General features: G+C 64.8%; 27 protein-coding genes and 1 pseudogene. 11 read left to right on the plus strand and 17 right to left on the minus strand.

Annotation, left to right across the window (positions count from 1 at the left end; translation table 11 throughout):
* Nucleotides 1–4: 4 nt before the first annotated feature.
* The 5 genes from DL238_RS01435 to DL238_RS01465 all read right to left on the minus strand — a co-directional run bounded on the left by DL238_RS01435 (nucleotide 5) and on the right by DL238_RS01465 (nucleotide 5,177).
* Nucleotides 5–706, minus strand: a complete 702-nt coding sequence (locus tag DL238_RS01435; RefSeq protein WP_115490633.1) for a recombinase family protein — start codon at nucleotides 704–706, stop codon at nucleotides 5–7.
* 119 nt (nucleotides 707–825) lie between these two features.
* On the minus strand, nucleotides 826–1,182 hold the full coding sequence (locus DL238_RS01440; RefSeq protein ID WP_115490634.1) for a hypothetical protein: 357 nt from the start codon (nucleotides 1,180–1,182) through the stop codon (nucleotides 826–828).
* A gap of 884 nt (nucleotides 1,183–2,066) precedes the next feature.
* Nucleotides 2,067–2,390: a hypothetical protein gene (locus DL238_RS01455; RefSeq protein ID WP_115490637.1), complete on the minus strand. Its 324-nt coding sequence runs from the start codon at nucleotides 2,388–2,390 to the stop codon at nucleotides 2,067–2,069.
* Nucleotides 2,390–3,142, minus strand: coding sequence for a hypothetical protein (locus DL238_RS01460; protein ID WP_147290968.1), 753 nt, complete (start codon nucleotides 3,140–3,142; stop codon nucleotides 2,390–2,392). The genes DL238_RS01455 and DL238_RS01460 overlap by 1 nt, the downstream gene beginning before the upstream one ends.
* A 412-nt stretch (nucleotides 3,143–3,554) precedes the next feature.
* A complete protein-coding gene (locus DL238_RS01465) occupies nucleotides 3,555–5,177 on the minus strand; it encodes a recombinase family protein (RefSeq protein ID WP_115490639.1) in 1,623 nt (540 codons plus the stop codon).
* A 69-nt stretch (nucleotides 5,178–5,246) separates the two neighbouring features.
* On the opposite strand from DL238_RS01465, the pseudogene DL238_RS01470 reads away from it, so the two are divergent.
* Nucleotides 5,247–6,119 (plus strand): annotated as a pseudogene (locus DL238_RS01470) (YifB family Mg chelatase-like AAA ATPase); the annotation flags it as partial.
* A 1,220-nt stretch (nucleotides 6,120–7,339) separates the two neighbouring features.
* On the opposite strand, the gene DL238_RS01480 reads toward DL238_RS01470, so the two are convergent.
* Nucleotides 7,340–8,317 (minus strand): calcium/sodium antiporter, encoded by a 978-nt coding sequence (locus DL238_RS01480; protein ID WP_115490641.1) that lies wholly within the window; start codon nucleotides 8,315–8,317, stop codon nucleotides 7,340–7,342.
* Nucleotides 8,314–8,568 carry a hypothetical protein gene (locus tag DL238_RS01485; RefSeq protein WP_115490642.1) on the minus strand — a complete coding sequence of 85 codons (255 nt, stop codon included), beginning with the start codon at nucleotides 8,566–8,568 and terminating at the stop codon, nucleotides 8,314–8,316. The genes DL238_RS01480 and DL238_RS01485 overlap by 4 nt, the downstream gene beginning before the upstream one ends.
* 294 nt (nucleotides 8,569–8,862) lie before the next feature.
* On the opposite strand from DL238_RS01485, the gene DL238_RS01490 reads away from it, so the two are divergent.
* Nucleotides 8,863–9,822 (plus strand): glutathione S-transferase family protein, encoded by a 960-nt coding sequence (locus tag DL238_RS01490; protein WP_115490643.1) that lies wholly within the window; start codon nucleotides 8,863–8,865, stop codon nucleotides 9,820–9,822.
* Between the two features lie 72 nt (nucleotides 9,823–9,894).
* On the plus strand, nucleotides 9,895–11,022 hold the full coding sequence (locus tag DL238_RS01495) for a glutathione S-transferase family protein (protein ID WP_115490644.1): 1,128 nt from the start codon (nucleotides 9,895–9,897) through the stop codon (nucleotides 11,020–11,022).
* Here DL238_RS01495 and DL238_RS01500 read toward each other — a convergent pair.
* Complete coding sequence (locus tag DL238_RS01500) at nucleotides 11,010–11,303, minus strand: hypothetical protein (protein ID WP_115490645.1); 294 nt, start codon at nucleotides 11,301–11,303, stop codon at nucleotides 11,010–11,012. The two genes, DL238_RS01495 and DL238_RS01500, sit on opposite strands and share 13 nt — an antisense overlap.
* Before the next feature lie 31 nt (nucleotides 11,304–11,334).
* Entirely contained in the window at nucleotides 11,335–11,877 is a 543-nt protein-coding gene (locus tag DL238_RS01505; protein WP_115490646.1) for a winged helix-turn-helix transcriptional regulator, read from the minus strand.
* 178 nt (nucleotides 11,878–12,055) lie between these two features.
* On the opposite strand from DL238_RS01505, the gene DL238_RS01510 reads away from it, so the two are divergent.
* Complete coding sequence (locus tag DL238_RS01510; protein WP_115492705.1) at nucleotides 12,056–12,406, plus strand: CC_3452 family protein; 351 nt, start codon at nucleotides 12,056–12,058, stop codon at nucleotides 12,404–12,406.
* A gap of 201 nt (nucleotides 12,407–12,607) precedes the next feature.
* On the opposite strand, the gene ykgO is transcribed toward DL238_RS01510, so the two are convergent.
* Nucleotides 12,608–12,733 (minus strand): type B 50S ribosomal protein L36, encoded by a 126-nt coding sequence (gene ykgO, locus DL238_RS01515; RefSeq protein ID WP_010410131.1) that lies wholly within the window; start codon nucleotides 12,731–12,733, stop codon nucleotides 12,608–12,610.
* 249 nt (nucleotides 12,734–12,982) lie between these two features.
* Between ykgO and DL238_RS01520 the strand changes: the two genes are divergently transcribed.
* Both DL238_RS01520 and DL238_RS01525 read left to right on the plus strand, forming a co-directional pair.
* Complete coding sequence (locus DL238_RS01520) at nucleotides 12,983–13,594, plus strand: DUF4136 domain-containing protein (protein WP_115490647.1); 612 nt, start codon at nucleotides 12,983–12,985, stop codon at nucleotides 13,592–13,594.
* The gene (locus DL238_RS01525) at nucleotides 13,591–14,727 is read left to right on the plus strand and encodes a M14 family metallopeptidase (protein WP_181883780.1); all 1,137 of its coding nucleotides are present in this window, start codon (nucleotides 13,591–13,593) and stop codon (nucleotides 14,725–14,727) included. The genes DL238_RS01520 and DL238_RS01525 overlap by 4 nt, the downstream gene beginning before the upstream one ends.
* A gap of 445 nt (nucleotides 14,728–15,172) precedes the next feature.
* On the opposite strand, the gene DL238_RS01530 is transcribed toward DL238_RS01525, so the two are convergent.
* From DL238_RS01530 to DL238_RS01540, 3 genes are read right to left on the minus strand one after another with little or no spacing between them, the layout of a single operon-like run.
* Nucleotides 15,173–15,616 carry a cytidine deaminase gene (locus tag DL238_RS01530; protein ID WP_407640848.1) on the minus strand — a complete coding sequence of 148 codons (444 nt, stop codon included), beginning with the start codon at nucleotides 15,614–15,616 and terminating at the stop codon, nucleotides 15,173–15,175.
* Nucleotides 15,595–16,296, minus strand: a complete 702-nt coding sequence (locus tag DL238_RS01535; protein ID WP_115490648.1) for a glycoside hydrolase family 25 protein — start codon at nucleotides 16,294–16,296, stop codon at nucleotides 15,595–15,597. The genes DL238_RS01530 and DL238_RS01535 overlap by 22 nt, the downstream gene beginning before the upstream one ends.
* Nucleotides 16,297–16,303: 7 nt before the next feature.
* The gene (locus DL238_RS01540; RefSeq protein WP_115490649.1) at nucleotides 16,304–16,786 is read right to left on the minus strand and encodes a UPF0262 family protein; all 483 of its coding nucleotides are present in this window, start codon (nucleotides 16,784–16,786) and stop codon (nucleotides 16,304–16,306) included.
* Nucleotides 16,787–16,927: 141 nt separating this feature from the next.
* Here DL238_RS01540 and DL238_RS01545 point away from each other — a divergent pair, with 141 nt between their 5' ends.
* The 3 genes from DL238_RS01545 (at nucleotide 16,928) to DL238_RS01555 (ending at nucleotide 19,842) form a co-directional block, all read left to right on the plus strand.
* Complete coding sequence (locus DL238_RS01545) at nucleotides 16,928–18,466, plus strand: replicative DNA helicase (RefSeq protein WP_115490650.1); 1,539 nt, start codon at nucleotides 16,928–16,930, stop codon at nucleotides 18,464–18,466.
* A gap of 102 nt (nucleotides 18,467–18,568) precedes the next feature.
* Nucleotides 18,569–18,913 (plus strand): DNA-directed RNA polymerase subunit omega, encoded by a 345-nt coding sequence (rpoZ, locus tag DL238_RS01550; RefSeq protein WP_115490651.1) that lies wholly within the window; start codon nucleotides 18,569–18,571, stop codon nucleotides 18,911–18,913.
* Nucleotides 18,914–19,110: 197 nt separating this feature from the next.
* Complete coding sequence (locus tag DL238_RS01555) at nucleotides 19,111–19,842, plus strand: ParA family protein (protein ID WP_115490652.1); 732 nt, start codon at nucleotides 19,111–19,113, stop codon at nucleotides 19,840–19,842.
* On the opposite strand, the gene DL238_RS01560 is transcribed toward DL238_RS01555, so the two are convergent.
* Complete coding sequence (locus tag DL238_RS01560; RefSeq protein ID WP_115490653.1) at nucleotides 19,839–20,066, minus strand: DUF3072 domain-containing protein; 228 nt, start codon at nucleotides 20,064–20,066, stop codon at nucleotides 19,839–19,841. The two genes, DL238_RS01555 and DL238_RS01560, sit on opposite strands and share 4 nt — an antisense overlap.
* Before the next feature lie 106 nt (nucleotides 20,067–20,172).
* Here DL238_RS01560 and DL238_RS01565 point away from each other — a divergent pair, with 106 nt between their 5' ends.
* Nucleotides 20,173–20,916, plus strand: coding sequence for a hypothetical protein (locus tag DL238_RS01565; RefSeq protein WP_115490654.1), 744 nt, complete (start codon nucleotides 20,173–20,175; stop codon nucleotides 20,914–20,916).
* Between the two features lie 65 nt (nucleotides 20,917–20,981).
* Entirely contained in the window at nucleotides 20,982–22,199 is a 1,218-nt protein-coding gene (locus DL238_RS01570; RefSeq protein WP_115490655.1) for a DUF3667 domain-containing protein, read from the plus strand.
* Between the two features lie 20 nt (nucleotides 22,200–22,219).
* Here DL238_RS01570 and DL238_RS01575 read toward each other — a convergent pair whose 3' ends face one another.
* The 3 genes from DL238_RS01575 to DL238_RS01585 all read right to left on the minus strand — a co-directional run bounded on the left by DL238_RS01575 (nucleotide 22,220) and on the right by DL238_RS01585 (nucleotide 23,505).
* Entirely contained in the window at nucleotides 22,220–22,498 is a 279-nt protein-coding gene (locus DL238_RS01575; RefSeq protein ID WP_115490656.1) for a hypothetical protein, read from the minus strand.
* A 76-nt stretch (nucleotides 22,499–22,574) separates the two neighbouring features.
* Nucleotides 22,575–22,970 carry a hypothetical protein gene (locus DL238_RS01580; protein ID WP_115490657.1) on the minus strand — a complete coding sequence of 132 codons (396 nt, stop codon included), beginning with the start codon at nucleotides 22,968–22,970 and terminating at the stop codon, nucleotides 22,575–22,577.
* 286 nt (nucleotides 22,971–23,256) lie between these two features.
* Nucleotides 23,257–23,505, minus strand: a complete 249-nt coding sequence (locus DL238_RS01585; protein ID WP_147290969.1) for a hypothetical protein — start codon at nucleotides 23,503–23,505, stop codon at nucleotides 23,257–23,259.

Here is a 23,505-nt window from a genome sequence, read left to right on the forward strand (position 1 = left end):
CAGGTCAGCTCGGACTTACCGTGTCCTCCAGCGCAGACAATCGAATGATCAGGTTCCGAACGGACGAGGCGTGCCATTTGCCCCCTCTTGGGGCCTTTATGTGCCGTTTGTTCAACTCTGCGGCCATTCCGACAAGGCTTAGTTCTCCACCTCGATGGAGGGTTTTGATCGTATTACGAAGGCTCTCCGCAAACTCGTCCGCGTTCGAACTGATTGACGCCAACGATGCCTTGTTTCCCTTTGCGGCCTTTCGGATGGCTGCGGTGCCGTTAGGATTGCCAAGCTTTACGCCCCTAGCCTTCGCGGCCTGAAGCGCCACCTTCGTGCGCTCCGATATACGCTCTCGCTCATCCTCGTTAATTACGGCTAAAAGACCGATGGTCAGGCGATTAACATCGGGGTTGTCGGCACACGTAAAGTCCACGCCGCTGTTCCGTAACTGGAGCGTAAATGCCGCATCGCGGCTAAGCCTGTCGAGCTTCGCCACTACCAGCTTTGATCCGGTGAGGCGGACATGCTCCAGCGCTGCGTTAAGTTCCGGCCTGTCATTGCGCTTGCCGCTTTCAACCTCCGTGAACTCCGAGACAATCTCCCAACCCCTTGCTTCGCAGAGTGCGCAGACGGATTGGAGCTGTGCCTCTAGCCCGAGGCCGGAGCGGCCCTGCTTGTCGGTGGAAACGCGATAATAGGCGGCAACTCGGCACATAATCAGGTCCCTTACAGAACAGCCAAATGGACGTTAGGCCATTTTGTATGGGCCGCTTTCCATCTGGTCCAGACGCCGCCGCCTCATCCCGTCTTGGGAACGACTCACTTGGACTCAGATCATGAGTCCGCGAGAGCACCAAGGTGCCCGTCAGTACGCAGCCGACGAATTAGCTGAGCGTAGTTCATCCTCGCCAACTCACCTTCACCCACAAAACCGGCTGAGTTGTTCAGATTGGGGTGTGCATCCCTTATCGCGATGTCGAGACCATCAACCGAACCGCCCAACTCCAACACTTGTGCTATAAGCTTCGCATTGGCGCGTTGTGCCAGTTCGCGCATGGTCCACAGAAGAAGAGCTGAGAGCAAGGCAAGAGCGATACCGGCCTGCGCCCACTCTGGTCGGAAGGCGGAAATGAGCGATGCGAGAAAAGTCAGCGCGAAAGCCGCTCTGCTGATCCATACTGGGTTACACATCTTTTTGCCTTCTCTTCATTGTGCGCTGCGAGGACCTTCTGGTTTGGTGTTATCAGAGCGCCGCCCCACCCCCTACGGGGGACGGCGCGCCTGTCGTATACGTATATCCCGCTTCGGATTTTTGCGGCAAAACTAACCGCCCCTCCAGTTCCTCGGTGCCCCGGCAGGAGCCCCGCCAGCGGCCATGACGCGGGTCTGCTGCGCAGCGTAACCTCGCACGCGCTCATAAGGAGCCCGAAGGGCGAAGATCGCGAAGCTGTCCTGCTGGTGCGGGCTTAGCTCGGCTGCGAAATCGGCGATGGGATAGCGGCTCATGGCAGGGCAACCGCGATCTCCTGCAAAGCGATTGCAGGGCGGGTAGCTGCCGAGGATTGGATGCGGTCGGCGGTCTCACGCACTAGCTGGCGAAGCTCACGCGAGCGCGCGGTAGATGCACGGGCACAGGGCCTACACAGCGAGTAGTGCCCGTCGTGGGAACGGCGATGCTTGCCGAACCTGTCGAGGGTCTTGAGCGTCTCACAGGAGAAGCAATAGCGGTGCCCTTCCGGCACCGGCACGGGCGGCGTCTTTGCCACGGGTACCTCCAATGACAGCATAGGGCTGTCTTTTTTGAACTTGGGATGATGAGCAGGCCCGAAGGTCCAAGGGCCACACCCTCTGCTGAGAATGTGGCCCTGACAGCGCTCTGTTCGGAACTGTGGGGGCGATCTACGCCGCTGCTCGCGGTTGTGTTCGCACAGACCAAAGCGGGCAGGAGTGCTCGCACGGGCATGCCGCCACTTGCTGACGCCAGCCGCCCGGTTCCTGCTTGTCGTAGACACAGTCCTTGCACTTCGCGTCGATAGCGGCGCGGAGCGAGCCCCGGTTTGAGGAAGCAGTGGCGGTCATGTGCTCTTCCTCAGGCCGTAGTCCTTACGCCAATCCGGCTCGGAGCCGGTGGGCTCCGATGGCGACGGCTGGGGGTTTTCGGTCTGCTCGGGCTTCGGTTCTTCCGCTGGGGCCTCTTCGGCTTGGCTCGGAACCGCCGCGACCGCTTGGGCACCTACGGGGGCACCGTAGTCGACGCGGGTCATGCCGCCGCCGATGCCGAAACGGTACTCGCGATGGCGGCTGTCATAGCCGGGAGAGCCGGGCCGGTTCATGTCCACGTAGGGCTCGCTGTTCTCTACCTGACGCGGGCCGATGACGCGGGGCTTGCGGCCTCGCATTAGCGCTTGCCCGTGCGCATGGTCTTCAGGGAATCGACGCGGCGGTTGATCCGCTCTTCGCGCTCGGCCTCAGCGGCGCGGCGCTTCGCTTCCGCCTCTTCCTGTTGAACCTGTGCGCGGTCGTAGAGAATGGCAGCGGACTTGCGCAGCGTCTCCTCTAGACGCTTCTGCGCCTCGATCCCGTAGGAGCCGTCGGGGCCCACGAGGAGGCGCATCTGGCGGTCGAGTTCGATCACCTGATCTTCGTATGCTGCGCGCCGTGTGCCGGTAATGGCCATGATCTCGGCAGGCTTGGCAGCGCCGGTCTCCGGGTCGGTTTCGGTGGTATACTCGCGTACCCGGTCGAGGTCGTCCTGGAGGGCGTCCCGCCTGCGCTGGAGTTCATAGTATCGGCCCGCAATCTCCGCCTGTTCCCGGTGGAAGGGAAGCGCCTCCTTGCCGACGCCGGTCATCGCTCTGATCTTGCCGCGCTTCGCCTTGATGGCCTCTGCGACGTACTGGGCTTCGAAACGGTCATGATCCTCGGGCCGGTGGTGGGCCAGCCGATCGCTAACTTCGCGCCGCATCTCGGGCGACAGAGCCTCGATAGAGACGGGCTTCTGATTTGGCAGGTTCGTGCCGCCGCTCACGTTGCCGGGCACATCGTCGAAGGGGTGCATGCCAAGGACCTTATCGAGGTACGGCTTGTGTTCCTCGGGGATCTCTTCGGTTCGCTGGGGTTGGAAGCCGCTGTACTCGACGACCGCGCGCATGCCGCCGTTCTCGCCTTCGGTGGAAGGGAGCGTGTTCATGGAAATCATTTCTGGCGGCCGGTGCCGCTCTCATGTCTGGAGATGCGCAAATCGCGCGGAGACAGGCGTTTCCTATCTCCAAGGGTGAGGGTTTATTGGCGCGCGTTCTGTGACGAAACATGGGGAGCCGAAAGCCGGATCGAGGGAGTTCGACGCGAAGGGCCGATTAACCCTCACCCTTGGGGGAGAGAGATTGGTGAGATATCCTGTTAGGGTACCTGAAGGGGATCGTATGGAGCCCCAAGGGATCATGCGGAGTCATCATGCCAGAGTTCAGCAAGGGGCGGTGGTTCGTCCTCCCCACTAACCCTCCCGCAGACATCGGTCAGTCAGGCTCAAACACTGAGCCGCCGAGTAGGTCACTATATCGAAGCTAAGAGCTGATAGGCGACAGCGATGCGTATCGGATTTCGACCATACCTCCCTGTCGCCAGAGGAAGCGAAGGACGCCCCTTTCGTAATCAACCACAACGCCCGCAAAGAGGGTCCGCAAGGCTGCATTGACCTTCGACAAGTTCGAAGCGTCCTGCTCCATCAGGTCTCCGAAGGCTTCAGCCCGAGCGGCAATCAGCCCATGGTCAGCGGCAACCCGTTCCCTCTCTAAAGCGCGAAGATCGCTCTGATAGGAAGCGAGAGACGCTTTGAGCGCACGATGGCGAGCCGCGAGCTCTCTTGAGGGAAGCTTTCTGTTGACTTCCGCCATCTCTTGGAGCTGATCGATGGTGACGTCGATCACCGCGTTCAGGTTATCGATCTCACCGTCGAGGTCTCCGCCACCCTGCCCTGCTGGAATGTCGATCAAGAGATGTTGCCACTTACCCAGAGCCGCTCGCTGGAGAACGTCCAACGGTACCGATCGATACCGGTGGCTAGCAGCTCCCGCCTTGGCTTTGGTGCATACCAGTTTGGGTTTGCCCGCCTTGGGGCCGCTCCCCTTCATTACGCGGGTCATGGTCGCTCCGCATTCAGGGCACCTCGCGAGACCCGCAAAGACATTGGCTAGCGCGCCCGTAGCAGCCTTCCCTCTAGGGGCAGGAGTTTGCTGATCCTTCAGGAGCTGTACGGCTTCCCAATCAAAGCGGCTAATAACCGCAGGGAAAATATCCGGTATCGGCTCTTCACTCACCCGCAACTTCCGGCCCGAGCTGTAATCCACTCGTCCCGGCACAAGCGTTCCGACAACCGCGCTATTTCGTAGGAGCTTAGAAACCGTGGACCGGTGCCACATCTTTCCACCACCCATGATGGGCACGCCTTCCTCATTAAACGTGCGCGCGATGCGGTGCTCTCCGACCCCTTCGAGCGTCATGCGAAACACCCGCCGGACAGTATCGGCGTGCGGCTGGCGTTCTGCCCAACCCTCTCCTTCCGGTTCGAGCCACGACGGCCCTTTGCGTGTCAGCCTCTGGGCCTCGCCAGCGCGGACCTGACGACGCTTCTCTTCCCAGACCTCCGAAAGCCTCTCGGCTTTCACCTTGCTCTCCTCGTGAGCACGCCAAGAGACCATGAGAGCGATGAGAAGGGCCGTCGGGTCGCTATCGAGCCGGTCGCTGTCGTATTCTTGACCATCTCCTAGCGTTGCGATGACCACCCCTGCATCCACGATATCGTCGAGTAAGCGCGAGACCTTTCGCGGCGTCATTCGGCTTACACGATCCAAGCTTTCGACGATCAGGTATGAACCTTCTGGAATGAGGCCTTCTCGGCAGGCTACCAAGAAACCGCCCAGCCCCTTGTCTGCGTTCGCGTTGCTCCCCCGGAAGGCGGAAACCCCTAGGTCTTGGAGGCTCAAACGCTCATCTAGAACAAGCGGCGGCAAACCCGAAGACTTCCGCTCTGCATTCTTACGTTCGATCCACCGAAGTGCTCCTGCGCTCTGACGGCGCTGGCTATCGCCCTCCATTTGCTCGGGCGTGGAGAAGCGGGTGTAACTGTAGACGCGTGGGGCGTTGGTCGCTTGCGCGGCTGCAAAGGCGGACTGGCTTTCGATCTGCAAGGGTATCTCCCGTGAATTGGTTCCTTCACCAATGGTGAGGGCTAATTGGGTCCACAGGTTCTCTACGAGCTGATGAGCGGGCCGCCGGGGGCGGGCAAGAGCCTGCTTGCCGCGTGCCTGCCCGGCATCCTCCCGCCGCTCTCCCCGGCCGAGGCGCTGGAGGTGAGCATGGTGCAGTCGGTCGCCGGGCTGCTCGAAGGCGGGCGGATCAGCCGCGCGCGGCCCTTCCGCGCGCCGCACCATTCGGCGAGCATGGCGGCGCTGACCGGCGGCGGGCTGAAGGTGCGGCCCGGAGAGGTCAGCCTCGCGCATCTGGGCGTGCTGTTCCTCGACGAACTGCCCGAATTCCAGCGGCCCGTTCTCGACAGCCTCAGGCAGCCGCTCGAGACGGGCAAGGTCGACGTCGCGCGGGCCAATGCGCATGTCAGCTTTCCCGCGCGGGTGCAGCTGATCGCGGCGATGAACCCGTGCCGCTGCGGGCATCTCGGCGATCCCGCGCTCGCCTGTTCGCGCGCCCCCAAATGCGCCGCCGACTACCAGAGCAAGGTCAGCGGGCCGATGCTCGACCGGATCGACTGCCACGTCGAGGTCGAGCCGGTCAGCGCCGCCGACCTCGCCCTACCCCCGCCTGTCGAGGGAAGCGCCGAGGTCGCCGCGCGGGTCCTTGCCGCGCGCGAGGTGCAGGCGGCGCGGGCGCAGGAGAGCGGCGCGCGCACCAATGCCGAGCTCGACGGCGATATGCTTGAGCGTTTTGCAACACCCGACGAAGCGGGCCGCATGCTGCTGATGCAGGCCGCCGAGGCGATGCGGCTGTCGGCGCGAAGCTATGTGCGGATGCTGCGCGTGGCGCGGACAGTGGCGGATTTGGCGGGCTCGGAGCAGGTCGGCCGCGTCCATGTGGCCGAAGCGCTGAGCTACCGGCGGCAGGCACCCAGAGCCTGAGGGCAGGCGCGCCAGTTGGGTTTCTGACACACCTGACACAGTGTCTAAGGGGTAAAAAGCTCCGGGACCGATGGCGGGGAATTTGCCTGGAGTTCCGGGGCGGATCGACGGTTTGAAAGAGCGCTGGGAGCGTAGTGTGACGAGGGCGTGTAGGACAGCGAGCCGAGGGGATCGGCGTACGCGTTAATGCCGAGCTAGACTGCACCATGCTGGAGCGCTTCGCGACGCCCGACGAGATGGGGCGCACACTGCTGATACAGGCCGCCGAGGCGATGAGGCTTAAGGCAGTGCGCGATCTGAACCGGGACGACCGCGCATCCAATCAAGCCATGCAGAAGCGCACTGGAGCCGCATCGCAATCGATCTGGCGTTTGTCGGCTCTCGTCTCGCCCACACGACGAAGCCTAGGAGGGGGGCGAATACGAGGCGGCGGCGCAACCGTGCTTATCCCCGATCCATACGCGCGCCTCACTAGCGAATCACGACACGGCCCGGAATCATGCTCACTAGACATGAATTGGGGCCGGGCTACCGACCCGAACCCCATTCATTCCACCTTGGTTTTAGTGCAACCGTCTGGTGGACTGAGCTTGTAACAGCACGGGCAAACTACCTGTGTGAACTCGAAGGTCAAGGCGGTTGCGATACGTTGAAAGGGTATCGCGATGATACACAATACTGCTGTTGCGGCGCTACAATCCGGCGTCGCCCTTGAGCTACGTTATGATGGCTTCTCTCGTATCGTGGAGGTCCATGCTGTCGGCATTTCTACCGCTCACAAGCCCTGTATGCGGGTCTTCCAAGTTCGTGGCGGGAGCGTCAGCAACGAGCCTGTCGGTTGGAAGATGATGAGCTTGGACAAGGCCTTCTCCATGCATCTCACGGAGGAAGTCTCCCATGCGCCCCGGCAGGGATACGCGAAGAATGACAGGGGTATGAGCGTAATCCATGCTCAGCTCTAAGCCTCCGCAATTGCAGGGGCCGTCAGGCATCCCCGGTTCGTTATGAACGGCGCAGTCTGACGAATGTCCTTGCATGACTAGATTGTAACGGGGGCAATCCGGAAAAGATTCCCCTCGTTACGATCTTTCCACTGTTTACCGCTGCCAGTACCACGCCCAAATCCGGCTCCGGCGGCTCACCATCGCTTCCGACGCCAGCATCAGTGATAGTGCCGGCCGCCAAGCCAGTAGAGGATAAGGGCGGCCGGGATTTGATACCTAAATCAACCCCGCCGTAAACCCGAGATAGACGCAATAGGCCGCCACCAGAACCGCGCCCTCCCGGCGCGACAGGCGCGCTCCGGTGAAGGCCAGCACCATCGCCAGCAGCGAGACGCCGACGAGCACCGGCAGGTCGAACCGCGCGATCGCTTCGGGCACCGGCGTGGGCGAGATGATCCCCGTGACGCCGCCGATGAAGAACACGTTGTAGATGTTCGACCCGAGCACGTTGCCCAGCGCCACCTCCGACTGCTTGCGGATCGCGGCGACCGCGGAGGTCACCAGCTCGGGCAGCGAGGTGCCGACCGCCACGATGGTGAGGCCGACCAGCGTTTCCGACATGCCGAACTCGATCGCAATCTTGACTGCGGCATCGACCAGCAGCGTGCCCCCGCCGACGATGCAGACCAGCCCCGCCAGCAGGAAGGCGAGCGAGACCGCCCAGCCCGTGCCGCGCCCCTGTTCCGGAGTCAGCGCCGGATCGACATTCTCCAGCGCCACCGCCTTGTCGAATGCGGCGCTATGCGCGGCGGCCTTGCGCTCCTGCCGGTAGGCGACCACGAGGTAGCCGATCATCATCGCCACCAGAACAAGGCCTGCCACGCGGCCGAGCCCGGTGGTCCAGGCGATCGCCAGCAGGGCGCAGGCCGCCAGCAGGCCCACCCCTCCGTCGCGCAGCAGCGTGCCCCGCGCCACCGCGATCGGCGCGAGAATCGCCGCGACGCCCAGGATGAGGAGCGTGTTGGCGATGTTCGAGCCGACAATATTGCCCAGCGCGATCCCCGGCGACCCGGCGAGCGCGGCCTGAAGGCTCGCCGCAAGCTCGGGCATGGACGTGCCCATGCCCACAATGGTCAGCCCGATCATCAATGGCGAGACGCCCAGCTTGCCCGCGATGACGACCGCCCCGCGCACGAGAAATTCACCGCCGAGCACGAGCAGGACCAGTCCGCCCAGAAGAAGAAGGAAAGTCATGGCCAGAAATCCAGAAGAACGCGCAGGCCCCCGAGCAGGGCGGCGGCGGCGGTTGCCTTGGCTGCCCTCGCATTGAGGATCTGCGCGCGGTTGAGGGCGACCACGAGGCGGTTGATATCCGCATGGTCGAAGGTTTCGTGCTTGCTCACCCGGCGCACCCGCTTGCCGCTGGCGCGCAGCCAGAACCACGCCGACATCACGGCCGCGACGACGATCAGCGCGTCGAGCAGGTAGGTCGCGAACTGCAGCATCCTACGCCTCGCCCCCGCATGGCAGGCATGGCGCGAGACTATCCTGCACGCTCGTCGATAGGTCGAATGGGAATGTCATCGAAAGGGCCCGGATTACGCACAAACTGCGTTCCGACATCACGAGCGCGCTGCGCGCTCGCCAGAGGGGCCCGGTAACGTGCGCTCGAAATACACCCGCTCCGGGGAGCAGGCAACAGATTTCACGCTTGGACGTGGTCGGTCCTCGCGCCCCGGGAACGTCCCCCGCGCCCTCGCGCTTGATCGTCATACTTTCCAGCAGCGAGGCGAGACGCGATGGGCTTTCTGAAGAACGGCGAATGGCACGACGAATGGGCGCATAATGACGAGGATTCGGGCGAGTTCGAGCGCGACGAGAGCGCGTTTCGCAACTGGATCACGCCCGACGGATCGCCCGGGCCGACCGGCGAAGGCGGCTTCGAGGCCGAACCGGGCCGCTACCGCCTCTATATCAGCCTCGCCTGCCCCTGGGCGCACCGCGCCAACGCCGCGCGGCATCTAAAAGGTCTGACCGACCAGATCGAGCTGGTGGTGGTCCACTGGCTGATGAAGGAAGGCGGCTGGTCCTTCCGCGAGGGATCATGCGTCACGCCCGATCCGCTGATGGATGCCGATCATCTCCACCAGGTCTACACCCGCGCCAAGCCCGACTTTTCGGGCCATGTCACCGTGCCCGTGCTGTGGGACACGAAGAAGGAGACGATCGTCAACAACGAGAGCGCGGACATCCTGCGCATGCTCGGCAGCGCGTTCGACCAGTGCGGCGCGAACGATCTCGACCTCTATCCGGAAGGCCATCGCGACGAGATCGATGCGCTCAATGACCGGGTCTACGACGCGGTCAATAACGGCGTCTACAAGGCGGGCTTCGCGACCTCGCAGGAGGCGTACGAGAAGGCGGTCGGCCCGTTGTTCGAGGTGCTCGACGAGCTGGAAGAGCGGCTGGAGGGGCGCGACTGGCTGGTGGACGACCGGCTGACCGAGGCGGATATCCGCCTGTGGACCACGCTGATCCGCTTCGACCCGGTCTATCACACGCATTTCAAGTGCAATATCCGGCGGATCGCCGACTACCCGAACCTCGCCGCCCTGACGCGCCGCATCCTCGCGCTCGACGGGATCGAGCAGACCGTCAATTTCGAGCATATCCGGCATCACTATTACGAAAGCCACGAGCGCATCAATCCGTACGGCATCGTCCCCGCCGGGCCCGAACCTCTGGTGCCGGGAGCCTGAGCGGGGCGCTCGACGCGCGCGGGCGACGGCGATAGTCAGCCGCCTCCGAGAGAATGCCTGTCAAGGATGCCCATGACCCAGCCCCCCGATCGACCGGTGACCCTGTGGGGCCTGCCCCACTCGCTCTATAGCGGCCGCGCGCGCGCCTACCTGCGCAAGCAGCGGATCGCCTATGTCGAGCGCGCGCCGACCGATCCCGCTTTCGCGGAGCGCATCCTGCCCGCCATCGGCCGCGCGATCATCCCGGTGGTCGAGCTGCCCGACGGCACGATCGTCCAGGACACGGTCGACATCATCGACCATTTCGAGGGCGAGGCCGCGCCGCCCGTGCCGCACCCCGCCTACCCCGGCGATGCCCGACTGCTGGCGCTCGCGCACCTGTTCGAGATCTACGCGGTGGTCGGGCTGACGCGCCATGCGATGCATTACCGCTGGAGCTATCTGGCCGAGCAGGAGCATTTCCTGCGCGATGCCTTCGCCACCGGCGGCGATGCGGACCGTGCCGAAGCGACGATGGGGCGGATGCACTCCTACCTGCCGATGCTGGGCGTCGATGCCGCGACGGTCCCGGCGATCGAGGAGAGCTATTCCGAGTTGCTGGCGAACCTCGATGCCCATTTCGCGGCCTATCCGTTTCTCCTGGGTTCGACGCCCAGCATCGCCGACTACGCGATGTTCGGGCCGCTCTTCGCGCATCTGGGCCGCGATCCCGTGCCGCTGGCGATCATGCAGCGCGAGGCCCCGCGCGTGTTCCGCTGGGTCGAGCGGATGCATGCGCCCGATCTCGACAGCGTGGACTATGCCGCGCCCGCGCCCGACTTTCCCGAGGGCGAGCTGCCCGCAACGATGGCGCCGCTGATGGCGCAGATCGCGCGCGAACTGGTGCCCGACCTGACCGACCGGCTCGCCTTCCTGCGCGACTACGTGGCGCAGCATTCGCCGCAGCCCGGCGAGCCTGTCACCGACAGGCCGCACCGCCGCGTGATCGGCACGGTCGAGACCTCGTTCCGCGGCGTCGCCTATACCGGCGGCGTCCAGCCCTACACGTTCTTCCTGTGGCAGCGGCTGATCGAAGCGGGACGCCACCCGGCGGCGAAAGCGCTCTTCGCCGAGCACGATCTGACGCCGCTGATCGACGCCGATCTGCCGATCCGCGTCGAACGCCGCGACCATATCGAGGTGTGGGGTCAGCGGGCGTAGGGGGTGTCGGCGAGCCTGCGCCGCGTCAGATCGGGCGCGCCGTCGCTCCACCACACCGGGCCGCGTTCGCCCAGCGCCACTTTTGCAGCATGGACTTGGCCGCGCGCGCGGCTCTCCGCGCGGGCATCGCCCGAACGTTTCGCCGCGCCCACCGCGCGGCGGGCGTCCATCAGCGCATTCACAAGATATTGCCGGCGCGCCTCGGGCAGGCGCGGATCGGTCGCGCGCCACAGCACACCGTCGACGATGATGTAGCGGCCGTCGGAAGTCTTCGGAGGCATGCGCGCGGCGTCGCGGGGCAGCAGCGGGGCTTTATTCCGCCGCTTCGCGCGGGGGCTCGATCGCGTGCGGGGTATCGGGCACCTCGCCCTCGCGCCGGTCGCGGCCCGCTTCGGGCAAGTCCTTGCGCGCGATCATGTTGAGATCCGCGGGGCCGAGGATGCGACCATCATGGGCGAGCATGGCGACGGGCCCGATCGGCATGCGGTCGCGTTCGTCGACGATCACCGGGTCCATCCCGGTCGTCTCGCTGCCGTATTTGAGGCCCCAGTGGCGCAGCGAGACCATCGCGGGCAGCAGGTCGAAGCCCTTCTCGGTCAGCGCATATTCCACGCGCCGCCGGTCCGCCTCGTCCTGCACGCGGTCGAGGATGCCGTGTTCGACCAGCCGGCTGAGCCGGTTGGAGAGGATGTTGCGCGCGATGCCGAGCTCGCTGAGGAATTCCTCGAAATGATGCACGCCGTTGAAGCTGGCGCGCAGGATCATGAAGCTCCACCGCTCGCCCATCACTTCGAGCGCTGCGGGCAGGCCGCAGGCGCTCAGTTCCTTCAGGGGCTCGCGGACATCAGTACCCATTATCAGACCTCTCCGAGTCCCGAGACCTACCGCAATTGCCGCGGGTCACAAAACTGAAACTAAGTTTTCGGTTGCAACCTAAAACCTATAGAGGTAGGTAGTGATTCGCAACCGAAACTTCGGCCGCCCATCGCGGCCACCGGGTTGCCCGGAAAATTCACAGAGAATGGAGCCCGACATGACCCTTCGCACCAACCCCCTCCGCCAGGTCGCCATCGGCGGCGTCGCGGCCCTCACCACCTTGCTGACCTTCGGCGCCACCGTGGCCCCGGCCCCGGCCCACGCGCAGTCGGGTGCCTATTATCGCGCCACGCTCGAACAGCCGGTGGAACGTCGCACCGAAATCATCCGCGGCGGCACCTTCATCTGCTCGGGCACGATCTGTGTCGGCACCAAGGCCCGTTCGCGCCCCGCGCTGGTGTGCGAGAAGCTGTCCCGCGAATTCGGCAAGGTCGCGTCCTTCTCGGTCGCGGGCAACGAAATCGACGCCGAAGACCTCGCGAGCTGCCGCGCCACCGAAGCGGCCTGACGATGCGGTCCCGGTCGGCCCGCTCCCCCAGACGGGCGGGCCGGCCCAGCAAAAAGCCCTCCGGCCACATGGCTCGGAGGGCTTTTTCATGCGCGCGATCACGCAATCGCGATGGCGCAGCCGATCGCGGCGCGGGGCGGCCTTCGCCACCCGCGCCGGATATCGACCTCAGCGTGCGAGTGCAGGCCGCATCGCGAGGGCTTAGCCCTGGCGCGCCTTCATCCGCTTGTTGGTCTTGTTAATCACATAGGTGCGCCCGCGACGGCGAATCACGCGGTTGTCGCGGTGGCGCTTCTTGAGCGACTTGAGGCTGTTGCGAATCTTCATGGCTTTACCCTGCAAACGATCGGCGGAAACTGTGGTTGTCCTGCGCGAAACACTCGCGCAAAACAAAGCGGCACCGGAGGACCAGCCTGCCGATGCCGACGTCATTGCCGTGCCATTTATGCCGCATCGCCGGAAAGTCAAGCAAATCGCATGGGCTTGCCTGCGCCCGGCCCCGCGATCGGGGCACGGATTGCAGGGTTCGTGCGTTCCCAGCGACAGAAGAACAACGCAACCTGAAAGGCCCACCCAATGAAGGCCCGCACACTCATTACTCTCGCCGCCCTCCCGCTCGCGCTTGCCGCGTGCAACACGACTCGCCCGGCAGGCCCGGTCGAGGTTACCCGCTTCGTCGCCGAGGATAGCCGCGCGCAGCTCGGCAATGCGCGGCTCTTCGTCGAGAGCGCGCCGGGCTCGCCCGAACAGGGCCTCGCGCTCACGCCATACAAGGCCGCGGTCGCACGCGAGCTGGCGACCTACGGCTATGCCGAGGCCGCGCGCAGCGGCGCGGGCCAGACCGCGCAGGTCAGCGTAGAGCGCACGCAGCGCGACGAGGCGGGCCGTGGCGGCCCGGTGAGCGTGGGCGCGGGCGGATCGACCGGCGGCTACGGCAGCGGCGTGGGCCTTGGCCTCGGCATCAATCTGGGCGGCGGATCGGACGAGCGCGTGATCACGCAGATGAGCGTGTCGCTGCGCGATGTGGCGTCGAACGAGGTTCTGTGGGAAGGGCGCGCCCGGCTCGATGCGCCTGCCAAATCGCCGCTCGCCCAGAACGAGGCGGCAGCGCAGGCCCTGGCCGACGCGCTGTTTCGCGGATTCCCGGGGAACAACGGAGAAACGATCGAAGTGGAGGTCAATCCTTGAGCAACATCATCATCGACAGTGCATTCGACAGCGGCAGCATCGACGTGATGACCGTCCATCAGGCCAGCGCCATGCTGCGTCTGAAGCCGGACAAGGACAGCGAATTCAAGCAGTGGTTCCATTTCCGCGTCGCCAATGCGGCCGGGCGCGAGCTGGTGATCAAGATCGTCGGCCTGAACGACAGCGCCTATCCGGGCGGGTGGTCCGGTTATAATGCCTGCGTGTCCGAGGATCGCGATTTCTGGGGCCGCGCCCCCTCGACCTTCGACAAGGACGAGGAAGGCGGCACGCTCACCATCCGCTACACCCCCGGCGCGGATCTGGTCTGGTTCGCCTATTTCGCGCCCTTCTCGATCGACCGGCACCACGACCTGATCGCCGAATGCGCGAGCAGCGAAGGCGTCACCCATCGCAAGCTGGGCGAAACGCTGGATGGCCGCCCGCTCGACTGCCTCGAAATGGGCGAAGGCGAGGTCGAAGTCTGGCTCTATGCGCGCCAGCACCCGGGCGAGAGCATGGCCGAATGGTGGATGGAAGGCGCGCTGCAGCTCTTGTGCGACCCGGCAGAGACGCTGGGCCGCGCGCTGCGGGAGAAATGCCGCTTCCACATCGTGCCCAACTGCAACCCCGACGGGAGCGCGCGCGGGCACCTGCGCACCAATGCCGAGGGCGTCAATCTCAACCGCGAATGGGCCGAGCCCACTGCGGAGAAATCGCCCGAGGTCCTCGCCATCCGCAATGCGATGGACGATACCGGCGTGCATTTCGCGATGGACGTCCACGGCGACGAGGCGATCGACGCGGTCTTCCTCGCCGGGTTCGAAGGCATCCCGAGCTGGAGCGACGAGCATGGCGAGCGGTTCTATCGCTACCAGCGCATCCTCGACCGGCGCAGCCCCGACTTCCAGACCGAGAAGGGGTATCCCAAGACCGCCCCGGGCAAGGCCAACCTGACGATCAGCACCAACCAGGTGGCCGAACGCTACGCCGCGACCGCGATGACGCTGGAAATGCCGTTCAAGGACAATGCCGACTACCCCGACGAATTGCAGGGCTGGAGCCCCGAACGCTCGCGCGTGCTGGCCCGCGACTGCCTCGGCGCACTGCTCGAATGGCTGGAGAGCGACGACTAGATACCCATGACCAGCAACCGCTCATCCTGAGCTTGTCGGACTCGAAGATGGGGCGAAGGCCCAACGATTGGACTTTCTTCTGAGCTGGCTCTCAAGAAGAAGGACAGCCCTTCGACAGGCTCAGGGCGAGCGGGTTGGGAATATGGCATGTGAGCCTCCCCCTTCCCCTTCCCCTGCCAGCAGGGGAGCGAGGCAGGGTGACACGTGTCACCCACGTGTCACCCCTGGAAATTGCCTATCGTTCAAAGCGTTACTGCCGGATGGGTGACACTTTGCGGTTTTTGGGCCCGCGATCCTGAGAGACGAGGTGCAGCAGGCAAAAATGACGACGATGGGAAAGAGCCTTCGCGATGCTAGCTTGCGCGATTGAAGTAGGAAAATGCCCGGCGCGGCATGCTCCTCCCCTTGAGGGAGAGGAGTAAGTCAGGCCCCGATCGAGATGGGTCTAATCCAGATGCGCCGGCCCGAAACCGTGCGGCAGCAGCTCGGACAGGCGCAGCTCCAGCACCTCGTTTGCACCGACGCACAGGATCGCTGGGTCGGTGCGGCCCAACTGCGCGATCTCGTTCAGCACCTGGCGGCATCGCCCGCACGGCGTGATCGGCGCGTCGCCCCCCTTGCCCGCCGGACCGACCACCGCGACCGCTTCCAGCCCGCCGCGCCGCCCCTCGGCCAGCGCTTTCGCAACCGCGAGCGTTTCGGCGCAGAGCGAGAGGCCGTAGCTCGCGTTCTCGACATTGGTCCCGGTCACGATCGCGCCATCGGCAAAGCGCAGCGCGGCGCCCACGGGATAGTCCGAATAGGGCGCATAGGCGGTCCGGACCGCCTCGCGCGCCGCGGCGATCAGATCTGTGTCTCGGGGTTCGCTCATGGCCTCACCACTGCCCAGGCGACGGGCTGTTCGCTCGCGCCGCTGTGAAATTTCTCGTTCGCCGTCCAGATCAGCCACGGGCGCCCGCCGTAATCAGGCTCGAACCGCGTGCGCACCAGCCACAGGTTGCGCTCGATTCGCGCCGCGACGCCGTGCGCGTCCTCGAATTCGCGCGACACCTTGAGGATCGCAGGGCGTCCCGCATGCGCCTCGATCTGGTTGGCGAGGATCGTCAGCTCGCTGCGGACCTGCCCGCTCGCCACGGGTTCGATGCAGTCCTCGCCCGTATCGACCAGCGCGATCGCCGGGGGCAGCAGCGTCTCGTCGCGCGGGACGATCGTCACGAAATTGGCGGACTGGCCGTCAGCCGGCACACAGGGATCGAAGCGGTGGACCGCGCCCACCTCCAGCCCGGCGGCGCGCGCGGCGGCCATGTCGCGGGTGAACCGGCCCGATCGCTCCGCCGCGCCCGAGGATGCGGGAAGGTAGACGAAATCCGCGCCCTGCCCGGCGAGCACCGCGAAATTGACCGAATCATTCGCGGCGGAAAGGTCCGCGCCCTGTTCGGGATATTCGCTTTCGGGCGGCTGCCACGTCCTGAGGTCGAGATAGAGCCATGCGCCCAGCGCCAGCGGGGCGACGATCAGCAGCGCGAGCACGAGCTTCAGCCACAGCGGGCGTCTGGTTTTCCGGGCCATGCGTTCGTCAGCCCCGGATGTGGAGGACGCAGATCAGCGTGAACAGCCGCCGCGCGGTGGCGAAATCGGTTTCGACCTTGCCTTCCAGCCGTTCGACCAGCAGCTCCGCCGCGCGGTTGTGAACCCCGCGCCGGGCCATGTCGATCGTCTCGATCTCCGATGGAGTCGCCTTGCGGATTGCCTGGTAATAGCTGTCGCAGATCGCGAAATAGTCGCGGATAGGGCGGCGGAAGCGGGCGAGGCCCAGCATGATCGTTTCCAGCTGCGCGCCCTGCTCGTCGGCGATGTCGAGCGCCAGGCGGTCGTCGCGCACCCCCAGGCCGAGGTGATAGGGGCCATCCGCGCCCTTCTGCGCCGAACGGACCGGCTTGAAGGTGTTCTCCTCGATCAGGTCGAAGATCGCCACGCGCCGTTCCTGTTCGACATCGGCATTGCGCCACAGGATCGTCGAGTCGTCGAGATCGATTTTCGAGATGCGGTGATCGGCCATGTCGTTGCGACCTGCCTTCGCAGAATTTACCGGCCCCCGGCAAGCGCCTTCGGGTCTTGTCTGCCTTTTGCACAGGCTCTTCGAAAATATCGGCGCGGAATCGAGTTGCGAGTGCCCGCGCGTTCGCACAATGTCCGCCGAATGTCCGAAGACAGCCTGCTTCTCTCCCCGCCCGCCGCCTCCAATCCCGCCGATCAGGGCGCGAGCGGCGATTCGGTCGGCCGTGCGCTTCCCTCCAACGTGGAGGCGGAGGCCGCTTTCCTCGGCGCGATCCTGATCGACAATTCGGTCTACGAGGAATTGCCCAACCCGCTGCGGCCGCAACATTTCTTCGTGCCCGCGCACCGCCTGATCATGGAACGCATCCTGACCATGATGGAGCGCGGCAGCACCGCCAGCCCGGTGACGCTGAAACCCTATTTCGAAGGCAGCGAGCATCTCGAGCCGCTCGGCGGCACACGTTATCTGGCGCAGCTGACGGCGGACGGCCACGGCCTGCTCGCCACGCGGCAGCTCGCCGAACAGATCTACGACCTCGCGCTGCTGCGCGAACTGGTGACGGTCGGCCGCACACTGGTGAACGACGCGCTCGACACGTCCGAAGCGGTCGAACCGCTGAAGCAGATCGAGGTCGCCGAAGCCTCGCTCTACGAAATCGCGGAAGGGACCAATATCGGTTCCGACGCCAGCACCTTCAAAGACGCCTCGATCGCGGCGCTGAAGCTGGCGCAGAAGGCGATGAATTCCGATCGCGGCCTGTCGGGGCGTACCACCGGCCTCTCGACGATCGAAGACAAGACCGCCGGTCTGCACAATTCCGACCTCGTGATCCTCGCCGGGCGTCCGGGCATGGGAAAGACTTCGCTCGCCACCAATATCGCGTTCAACACCGCCTACGAATATTTGAAGCAGATGCGCGATGGCGGGCCTGATTCGGGCGGCGCGCCGGTCGCGTTCTTCAGCCTCGAAATGAGCGCCGACCAGCTCGCCACGCGTATTCTTGCCGAACAGGCGGAGATCAGTTCGGAAAAGCTGCGTTCGGGCGACATCGGGCGCGACGAGTTCACGCGGCTTTCCGAAGCCAGCCAGCGCCTCGCCGACCTGCCGCTCTATATCGACGATACGCCCGCGCTCACCATCGACGCGCTGCGGATGCGCGCGCGGCGATTGAAGCGGAAGAACAAGATCGGCCTCGTCGTGGTCGACTACCTTCAGCTGCTGCAGGGCTCGGGCCGCGCCAACGACAACCGCGTGAACGAGATTTCGGAGATCAGCCGTGGTCTCAAGACCATGGCCAAGGAGCTGGAACTGCCGGTGATCGCGCTCTCGCAGCTCAGCCGCGCGGTGGAGCAGCGCGAGGACAAGAAGCCCCAGCTGGCCGACCTTCGCGAATCGGGCTCGATCGAGCAGGACGCCGACATGGTGTGGTTCATCTACCGCGCCGAATATTACCACAAGGCGCAGATGCCCAACGTGCCCGACGGCTCCGAATCGCCCGACGACGCGCAGAAATACCAGGACTGGATGGAGGAGCATCAGAAGCTGGTGAACAAGGCGCTGCTGATCGTCGCCAAGCAGCGTCACGGCTCGACCGGCAACGTGCCGCTGATCTTCCAGAGCGAATACACCAAGTTCTCGAGCCCCGAGTTCAGGGACTATTCGAGCTACGGCGAGGAGTGAGGCGGCAAGCCGCGGCGCGCGGCTTTCTGTTGAAAAACGGGCGGGACATGCCTATACTCCGCGCGATCCCGAAATTCACATGCTTATGGAGTGCCCCGCACTATGGCGCGCGTTACCGTTGAAGATTGCGTCGACAAGGTTCCCAACCGCTTCGATCTCGTCCTGCTCGCCGCCGAGCGTGCACGCGAAATCTCCGGCGGCGCCGAAATCACGCTGGACCGCGATCGCGACAAGAACCCTGTCGTGGCGCTGCGCGAGATTGCCGAGCAGACCGTGAAGCCCAAGGACCTGCAGGAAAGCATGGTCACCAACCTGCAGAAAATCCTGCCCGACGACGACGACGAGACCGATGAAATCGGCTCGCTCAGCCAGTCGGCCGAGGCGCTGCGCGTGACCGCGGCGACCCCGACCCGCTCGACCTCGGTGGGCGGCGACTACGACGGCTGATCGCCCGGCTGCAAAACCGGTGCTTCTATAAACGAAAAGGGGCGGGCCTTCCGGGGCGCCGCCCCTTTTTCATGCGCCTCGCGTGTCCCCCTCGCCTGTCCCTTTGCCGAACACCGGCGATTGCGACGCGGTTCACACTGTGTTTGTAACCGTCTCGACACAATCTGCGGGCCTCACGCGGGAAGGGAGATGCAGCTATGGCGGTCGTTGCGATTTACAGCGTCAAGGGCGGGGTCGGGAAGACGACCTTCGCGGCCAACCTGGCGTGGTGCGCGGCGACCCATTCCAGCCGGCGCACGCTTTTGTGGGATCTCGATGCGGCAGGCGGCGCGGGCTTCCTGCTCGGCGTCGACCCCAGGAAGAAGAGGCGCGCGACGAGCGTCATCAGCAAGGAAATCGATCCCGCCAAGCTCATCCGCAAGACCGCCTATCCCCGGCTCGACCTGCTGCCCGCCGACGAATCGATCCGCGCGCTCGACGTGCAGCTGGCAGAGATCGGCAAGAAGAACCGCATCGCGAAGCTGACCGCCGATCTCATGAAGAACTACGACCGGCTGGTGCTCGACTGCCCGCCGGTGCTGAGCGAGCTGTCGAGCCAGATCGTGCGCGCGGCCGACCTGATCATCGTGCCGATCCCGCCCTCGCCGCTATCCGCCCGCGCGCTCGATACCGTGCGCGAGGAGGTGGAGGCGGAGGGCAAGAAGGCCCCGCCGATCATGCCCGTCTTTTCGATGATCGACCGCCGCCGCACGCTCCACCGCGAGGCGGCGCAGGACCATGCGAAATGGCCGGTCGTTCCGGCGTCGAGCGCGATCGAACAATGTGCCACGCGCCAGGCGCCGGTCGGCACCTTCGATCCGCGCAGCCCTGCGGCCCGGGCGTTCAAGACGCTGTGGACCGATGTCGAGCGCAAGCTGGCGAAGCGCTAGGCCCCGCGTCCGGTCTTCTCCTGCAGCGCATCGATCCGCAGCGAGGCGTCGGCCTTGGACAGTTTCGGATCGAAGGCGTCGGGTTCGCCCGCCTCTTCGGCGAGCGTCTTGAGGTAACTCTCCTGCGCACCGGTCATCGCCTCGTCGCCGGTGGTCCAGTTCTCGGGGTCCTTTTCGGCATTGGATACCGGCTCTGCCTTGGGATGCTCGTTGATCGATTCCATGTGTCGTCTCCTTCGACCATCGAACGGATGATGTTCGCTATACGTTCCCGCAGCGTGCGCTGCTGCGAACTGGTCAACGCGCTGCGCATCGCTATGAGATGGGAACATGGCGAGCCCCGATCCCGAAACCCTGCAATTGCCCACCGCGAGACTTGTCTCGCGCGATCCGGTCGCGCGCACCCTGATGGTGTTTCTCGCCGGGATGATCCTGCTGCTGGCGATCGACCTGGCGAGCGAGCCGAGGGGGCGCTTGGGCGAGGATCGCGCGATCGAGAGCGCGCTTGCCGATGGCAACCAGGCATTTTCAAAGGTCACGCAGGCCGGCGAGCCGGGCGAACCGCCACCCGGCGATGCCGAACGGCACGAGCGTGCGCGCTCCGCCGCCTTCTTCCTCGAACAGGCAGGGCTTGCATGGCGGCGCGGCGAAGCGGCCCCGCCCGAGCAGCTTCGGGTGGAGCGCGGCGGTGCGGTCGCGCTCGCATTTCTCGGCAAGCTGTGGGTGCTCGGCTGGCTGATGCTGCCGGTCGGCGCGTTCGCCTCGCGGCTTGCCTGCCCGCATACCGAAGGCCGCGACAGGCGCTGGGCACTGCACTTCGGCGCGCGCGCGCTGGGCGGTTCGGCCGGTCTGATCGCGCTGGCGGTGACAGCCTATCGCCTCGGCGTGCCCGCTCCCTTCGCCTTCGCTCCGCTGGCGACCGCCATCGTCGTGCTCAACGCATGGCTGCTCGCCGAACATGCTCGGCTGGACCGCGCGGCAACGCTGTTGCGGCTCGGCCCGATCCTCGTCATCCTCACCGTCGCGCTGATGCTGGCGCGCGAACTGCTGCTGGGCCTCGGTCTGCTGCCCTGACGCGCGCGAATGCCTATCGACCTTGGAAAACACGATGCTAAGAATGCGCCGGGGGCTTGATACGAATGAGTGATATTCCCGAAGCGATCGGCACGGCAACCGAGGGCGGACTGTTCGCGCGCGCGATCTCGCGCAGGAACGGGTGGCGCGCAAAGGCGGACGGCGGAGGCGATGGTTCGGCCGGTCCCGGTCATTTCACCGAGGAAGACTGCCTCAACTGCGGCACCCATCTGATCGGCCCGCACTGCCACGAGTGCGGCCAGCAGGCGCACCTCCATCGCACGCTGGCGGCCGTGGGCCACGACCTGCTGCATGGCGTGCTCCATCTCGATGGAAAGCTGTGGCGCACCCTGCCCGAGCTCACCCTTCGTCCGGGCAAGCTCACCCGCCGCTATATCGACGGGGAGCGGGCGGATTTCGTCTCGCCCATGGCGATGTTCCTGTTCAGCGTCTTCCTGATGTTCGCGATCTTCCAGGCGATCGGCTTCACCACGCCGACAGACTTCGGCGGTGCGAGCATGTCCAAGATCGGCGAGGACATGGCCGAACTGCGCGAAGAACTGGTCGAAGACCGCGAGGAGCTGCGCGAAGAGCTGGCCGAAGCACAGGCAGACGCTGCGGCCGAGCGCGAGGCGGAGGCGCAGACGGGGACCGATACCGGGACAGGAGCAGAAACCGGGGCCGAAGCCGGCGCGGCTGCTGGAGACTCCGAAAATCAGGAGATCGCAGACCTCCGCAGCGAGATCGCCGAGATCGATGAGAGCATCTCAAGCATGGACCGGGGCCGTGAAATCATCATGGGCGACCCGGTGGCAGGCACCAAGACCGGGTATACCGTCACCGGCGATTCCAATTTCCCGCTGCTCAAGAAGCTGAACGAGAAGTGGCGCAAGCACCCGGAGCTGATGCTCTACAAGCTTCAGTCGAACAGCTACAAGTTCTCGTGGCTGCTGATCCCGCTCTCGCTGCCCTTCGTGTGGATCCTGTTCGCGTGGAAGCGTCGTTTCAAGGCATATGATCACGCGATTTTCGTGACCTATTCGCTGGCCTTCATGTCGCTGCTGTTCATCGCGCTATCGCTACTGGGCAAGGTCGGCGTGCATATCGGCTGGCTGGCGACGATCGGCACTTTCCTTCCACCGATCCATATTTATCGCCAGTTGCGCGGAGCCTACGATCTGTCACGCTTCAGCGCGGCATGGCGCACGATGGTGCTGAGCACTTTCATCATCGTGATCCTGTCGCTGTTTTTGCAGGCGCTGGTGGTGCTCGGCGCGTTCTGAACGCGCGGTGCCCCCGCCCCTCAGTCGGTCCCATCGAGCTGCTCGTCCGTCGTCGGCTCCGAAGCCTCGTCCTCGGCCATCTCGTCGCGCATTTCGGCGGCACCCTTGCTCACCTCGTCGCTCGCGACGATCGCGGCGTCCTCGACCTTTTCCTGCACGACTTCGGCATTGGCGGCCGTGTCGGCAGCCGCCCCTTCGGCGAAGGCCTCCGCATCCGCCTGCGTCTGTTCGGAACAGGCGGCAAGCGCCAGGGAAGCGGCGCCAAGCGTAACGAGCACGGCAATATTCGGACGTTTCACGGCAGGAACTCCCTCTCGAAATTTGCAATCGTTAACCATCGCCCGCGGATTTCGGTTCCCACGCCAGGCAGCTGCGCTAGGTGCAGGGATATTCGCGCTTCAATGCCGCCAGCCACGCCTGTGCGAGGGTGGAGCGCTTGCGCTCCGCCTCGGGCACGCGGCCGAGCAGCTTGATCGAATCCTGCGCGCTCATACCCTTCTTCCTTTGCTGGGGGCTGACGCAATAGAGCGGCGCACCGCGCTTTTCGGCCGCGGCATTGGCGCTCCTCGCCCGCTCGCCCGCGTCCTTCATCGACGCCATCATCGGCTTGGTCCGCTTGTCGAACATCGCCGCCACGCCCTTGCCGAGCAGTTCCTGCGCATCGAGGTAGAATTGCTGGGCATTGACGGAGGCCGGACCGGCCGAGGCCACGCCCGGCACCACCACCAGGCTCAACGCGCCTGCCGTCACGAGCCGTAAAATCATCCGCATGGGAAACCCCTTCCGATTGTCGAACCGGCGCAGGTTCTGTGCGGTTCGCGATGAACGGCAGCGAAACGCGGCGGCGCAGGCCGGAGCGTCGCGTCGGCGCCTCGCATCCGATGGCCTAAGATTTGCCCTCATGCGAAAGAGGCGCGTACCGAACCCGGTACGCGCCTCATGCGATATCGAAGCTTATCCGTTCAAGCCCTCTGTGGGCTTGGTCCGCCTTCCCCGCCGAAGCGCTTGCGTGCCATGGAAACAAGTCCGACCAACTGTCGATGTGATCGGACCCTAATCAGTATCCGTCGGGACCACTATCTCCTTCGTCTTCACCACCAGGAATGTCGGCTTCAGCTTCAGTCACTTCTTCCTCAGCATCGGCATAGGCACTGTCTTCGGTCATCGCGTCGTCGGCCACGATGTCTTCGGCCATGGCGTCTTCGGCCACGGTGTCCTGAGTGGAGAGGTCTGTCTCGGCGCCCTCGGGCTCACCGCAGGCAAAAAGGGCGATAGGAGTAACCAACAGAAAAGTAAGTCTTTTCAT

Origin of the sequence: Alteriqipengyuania lutimaris, from assembly GCF_003363135.1 — a bacterium.
In the GTDB taxonomy this organism is placed as follows: domain Bacteria; phylum Pseudomonadota; class Alphaproteobacteria; order Sphingomonadales; family Sphingomonadaceae; genus Alteriqipengyuania; species Alteriqipengyuania lutimaris.

Bases quoted from the DNA above. Each gene is read 5' to 3' on its own strand.
- DL238_RS01435 (WP_115490633.1), bottom strand. From the start codon at position 706: ATGTGCCGAGTTGCCGCCTATTATCGCGTTTCCACCGACAAGCAGGGC.
- DL238_RS01440 (WP_115490634.1), bottom strand. From the start codon at position 1,182: ATGTGTAACCCAGTATGGATCAGCAGAGCGGCTTTCGCGCTGACTTTT.
- DL238_RS01455 (WP_115490637.1), bottom strand. From the start codon at position 2,390: ATGCGAGGCCGCAAGCCCCGCGTCATCGGCCCGCGTCAGGTAGAGAAC.
- DL238_RS01460 (WP_147290968.1), bottom strand. From the start codon at position 3,142: ATGCGCGCGGTCGTCGAGTACAGCGGCTTCCAACCCCAGCGAACCGAA.
- DL238_RS01480 (WP_115490641.1), bottom strand. From the start codon at position 8,317: ATGACTTTCCTTCTTCTTCTGGGCGGACTGGTCCTGCTCGTGCTCGGC.
- DL238_RS01485 (WP_115490642.1), bottom strand. From the start codon at position 8,568: ATGCTGCAGTTCGCGACCTACCTGCTCGACGCGCTGATCGTCGTCGCG.
- DL238_RS01490 (WP_115490643.1), top strand. From the start codon at position 8,863: ATGGGCTTTCTGAAGAACGGCGAATGGCACGACGAATGGGCGCATAAT.
- DL238_RS01495 (WP_115490644.1), top strand. From the start codon at position 9,895: ATGACCCAGCCCCCCGATCGACCGGTGACCCTGTGGGGCCTGCCCCAC.
- DL238_RS01500 (WP_115490645.1), bottom strand. From the start codon at position 11,303: ATGCCTCCGAAGACTTCCGACGGCCGCTACATCATCGTCGACGGTGTG.
- DL238_RS01505 (WP_115490646.1), bottom strand. From the start codon at position 11,877: ATGGGTACTGATGTCCGCGAGCCCCTGAAGGAACTGAGCGCCTGCGGC.
- DL238_RS01510 (WP_115492705.1), top strand. From the start codon at position 12,056: ATGACCCTTCGCACCAACCCCCTCCGCCAGGTCGCCATCGGCGGCGTC.
- ykgO (WP_010410131.1), bottom strand. From the start codon at position 12,733: ATGAAGATTCGCAACAGCCTCAAGTCGCTCAAGAAGCGCCACCGCGAC.
- DL238_RS01520 (WP_115490647.1), top strand. From the start codon at position 12,983: ATGAAGGCCCGCACACTCATTACTCTCGCCGCCCTCCCGCTCGCGCTT.
- DL238_RS01535 (WP_115490648.1), bottom strand. From the start codon at position 16,296: ATGGCCCGGAAAACCAGACGCCCGCTGTGGCTGAAGCTCGTGCTCGCG.
- DL238_RS01540 (WP_115490649.1), bottom strand. From the start codon at position 16,786: ATGGCCGATCACCGCATCTCGAAAATCGATCTCGACGACTCGACGATC.
- DL238_RS01545 (WP_115490650.1), top strand. From the start codon at position 16,928: ATGTCCGAAGACAGCCTGCTTCTCTCCCCGCCCGCCGCCTCCAATCCC.
- rpoZ (WP_115490651.1), top strand. From the start codon at position 18,569: ATGGCGCGCGTTACCGTTGAAGATTGCGTCGACAAGGTTCCCAACCGC.
- DL238_RS01555 (WP_115490652.1), top strand. From the start codon at position 19,111: ATGGCGGTCGTTGCGATTTACAGCGTCAAGGGCGGGGTCGGGAAGACG.
- DL238_RS01560 (WP_115490653.1), bottom strand. From the start codon at position 20,066: ATGGAATCGATCAACGAGCATCCCAAGGCAGAGCCGGTATCCAATGCC.
- DL238_RS01565 (WP_115490654.1), top strand. From the start codon at position 20,173: ATGGCGAGCCCCGATCCCGAAACCCTGCAATTGCCCACCGCGAGACTT.
- DL238_RS01570 (WP_115490655.1), top strand. From the start codon at position 20,982: ATGAGTGATATTCCCGAAGCGATCGGCACGGCAACCGAGGGCGGACTG.
- DL238_RS01580 (WP_115490657.1), bottom strand. From the start codon at position 22,970: ATGCGGATGATTTTACGGCTCGTGACGGCAGGCGCGTTGAGCCTGGTG.
- DL238_RS01585 (WP_147290969.1), bottom strand. From the start codon at position 23,505: ATGAAAAGACTTACTTTTCTGTTGGTTACTCCTATCGCCCTTTTTGCC.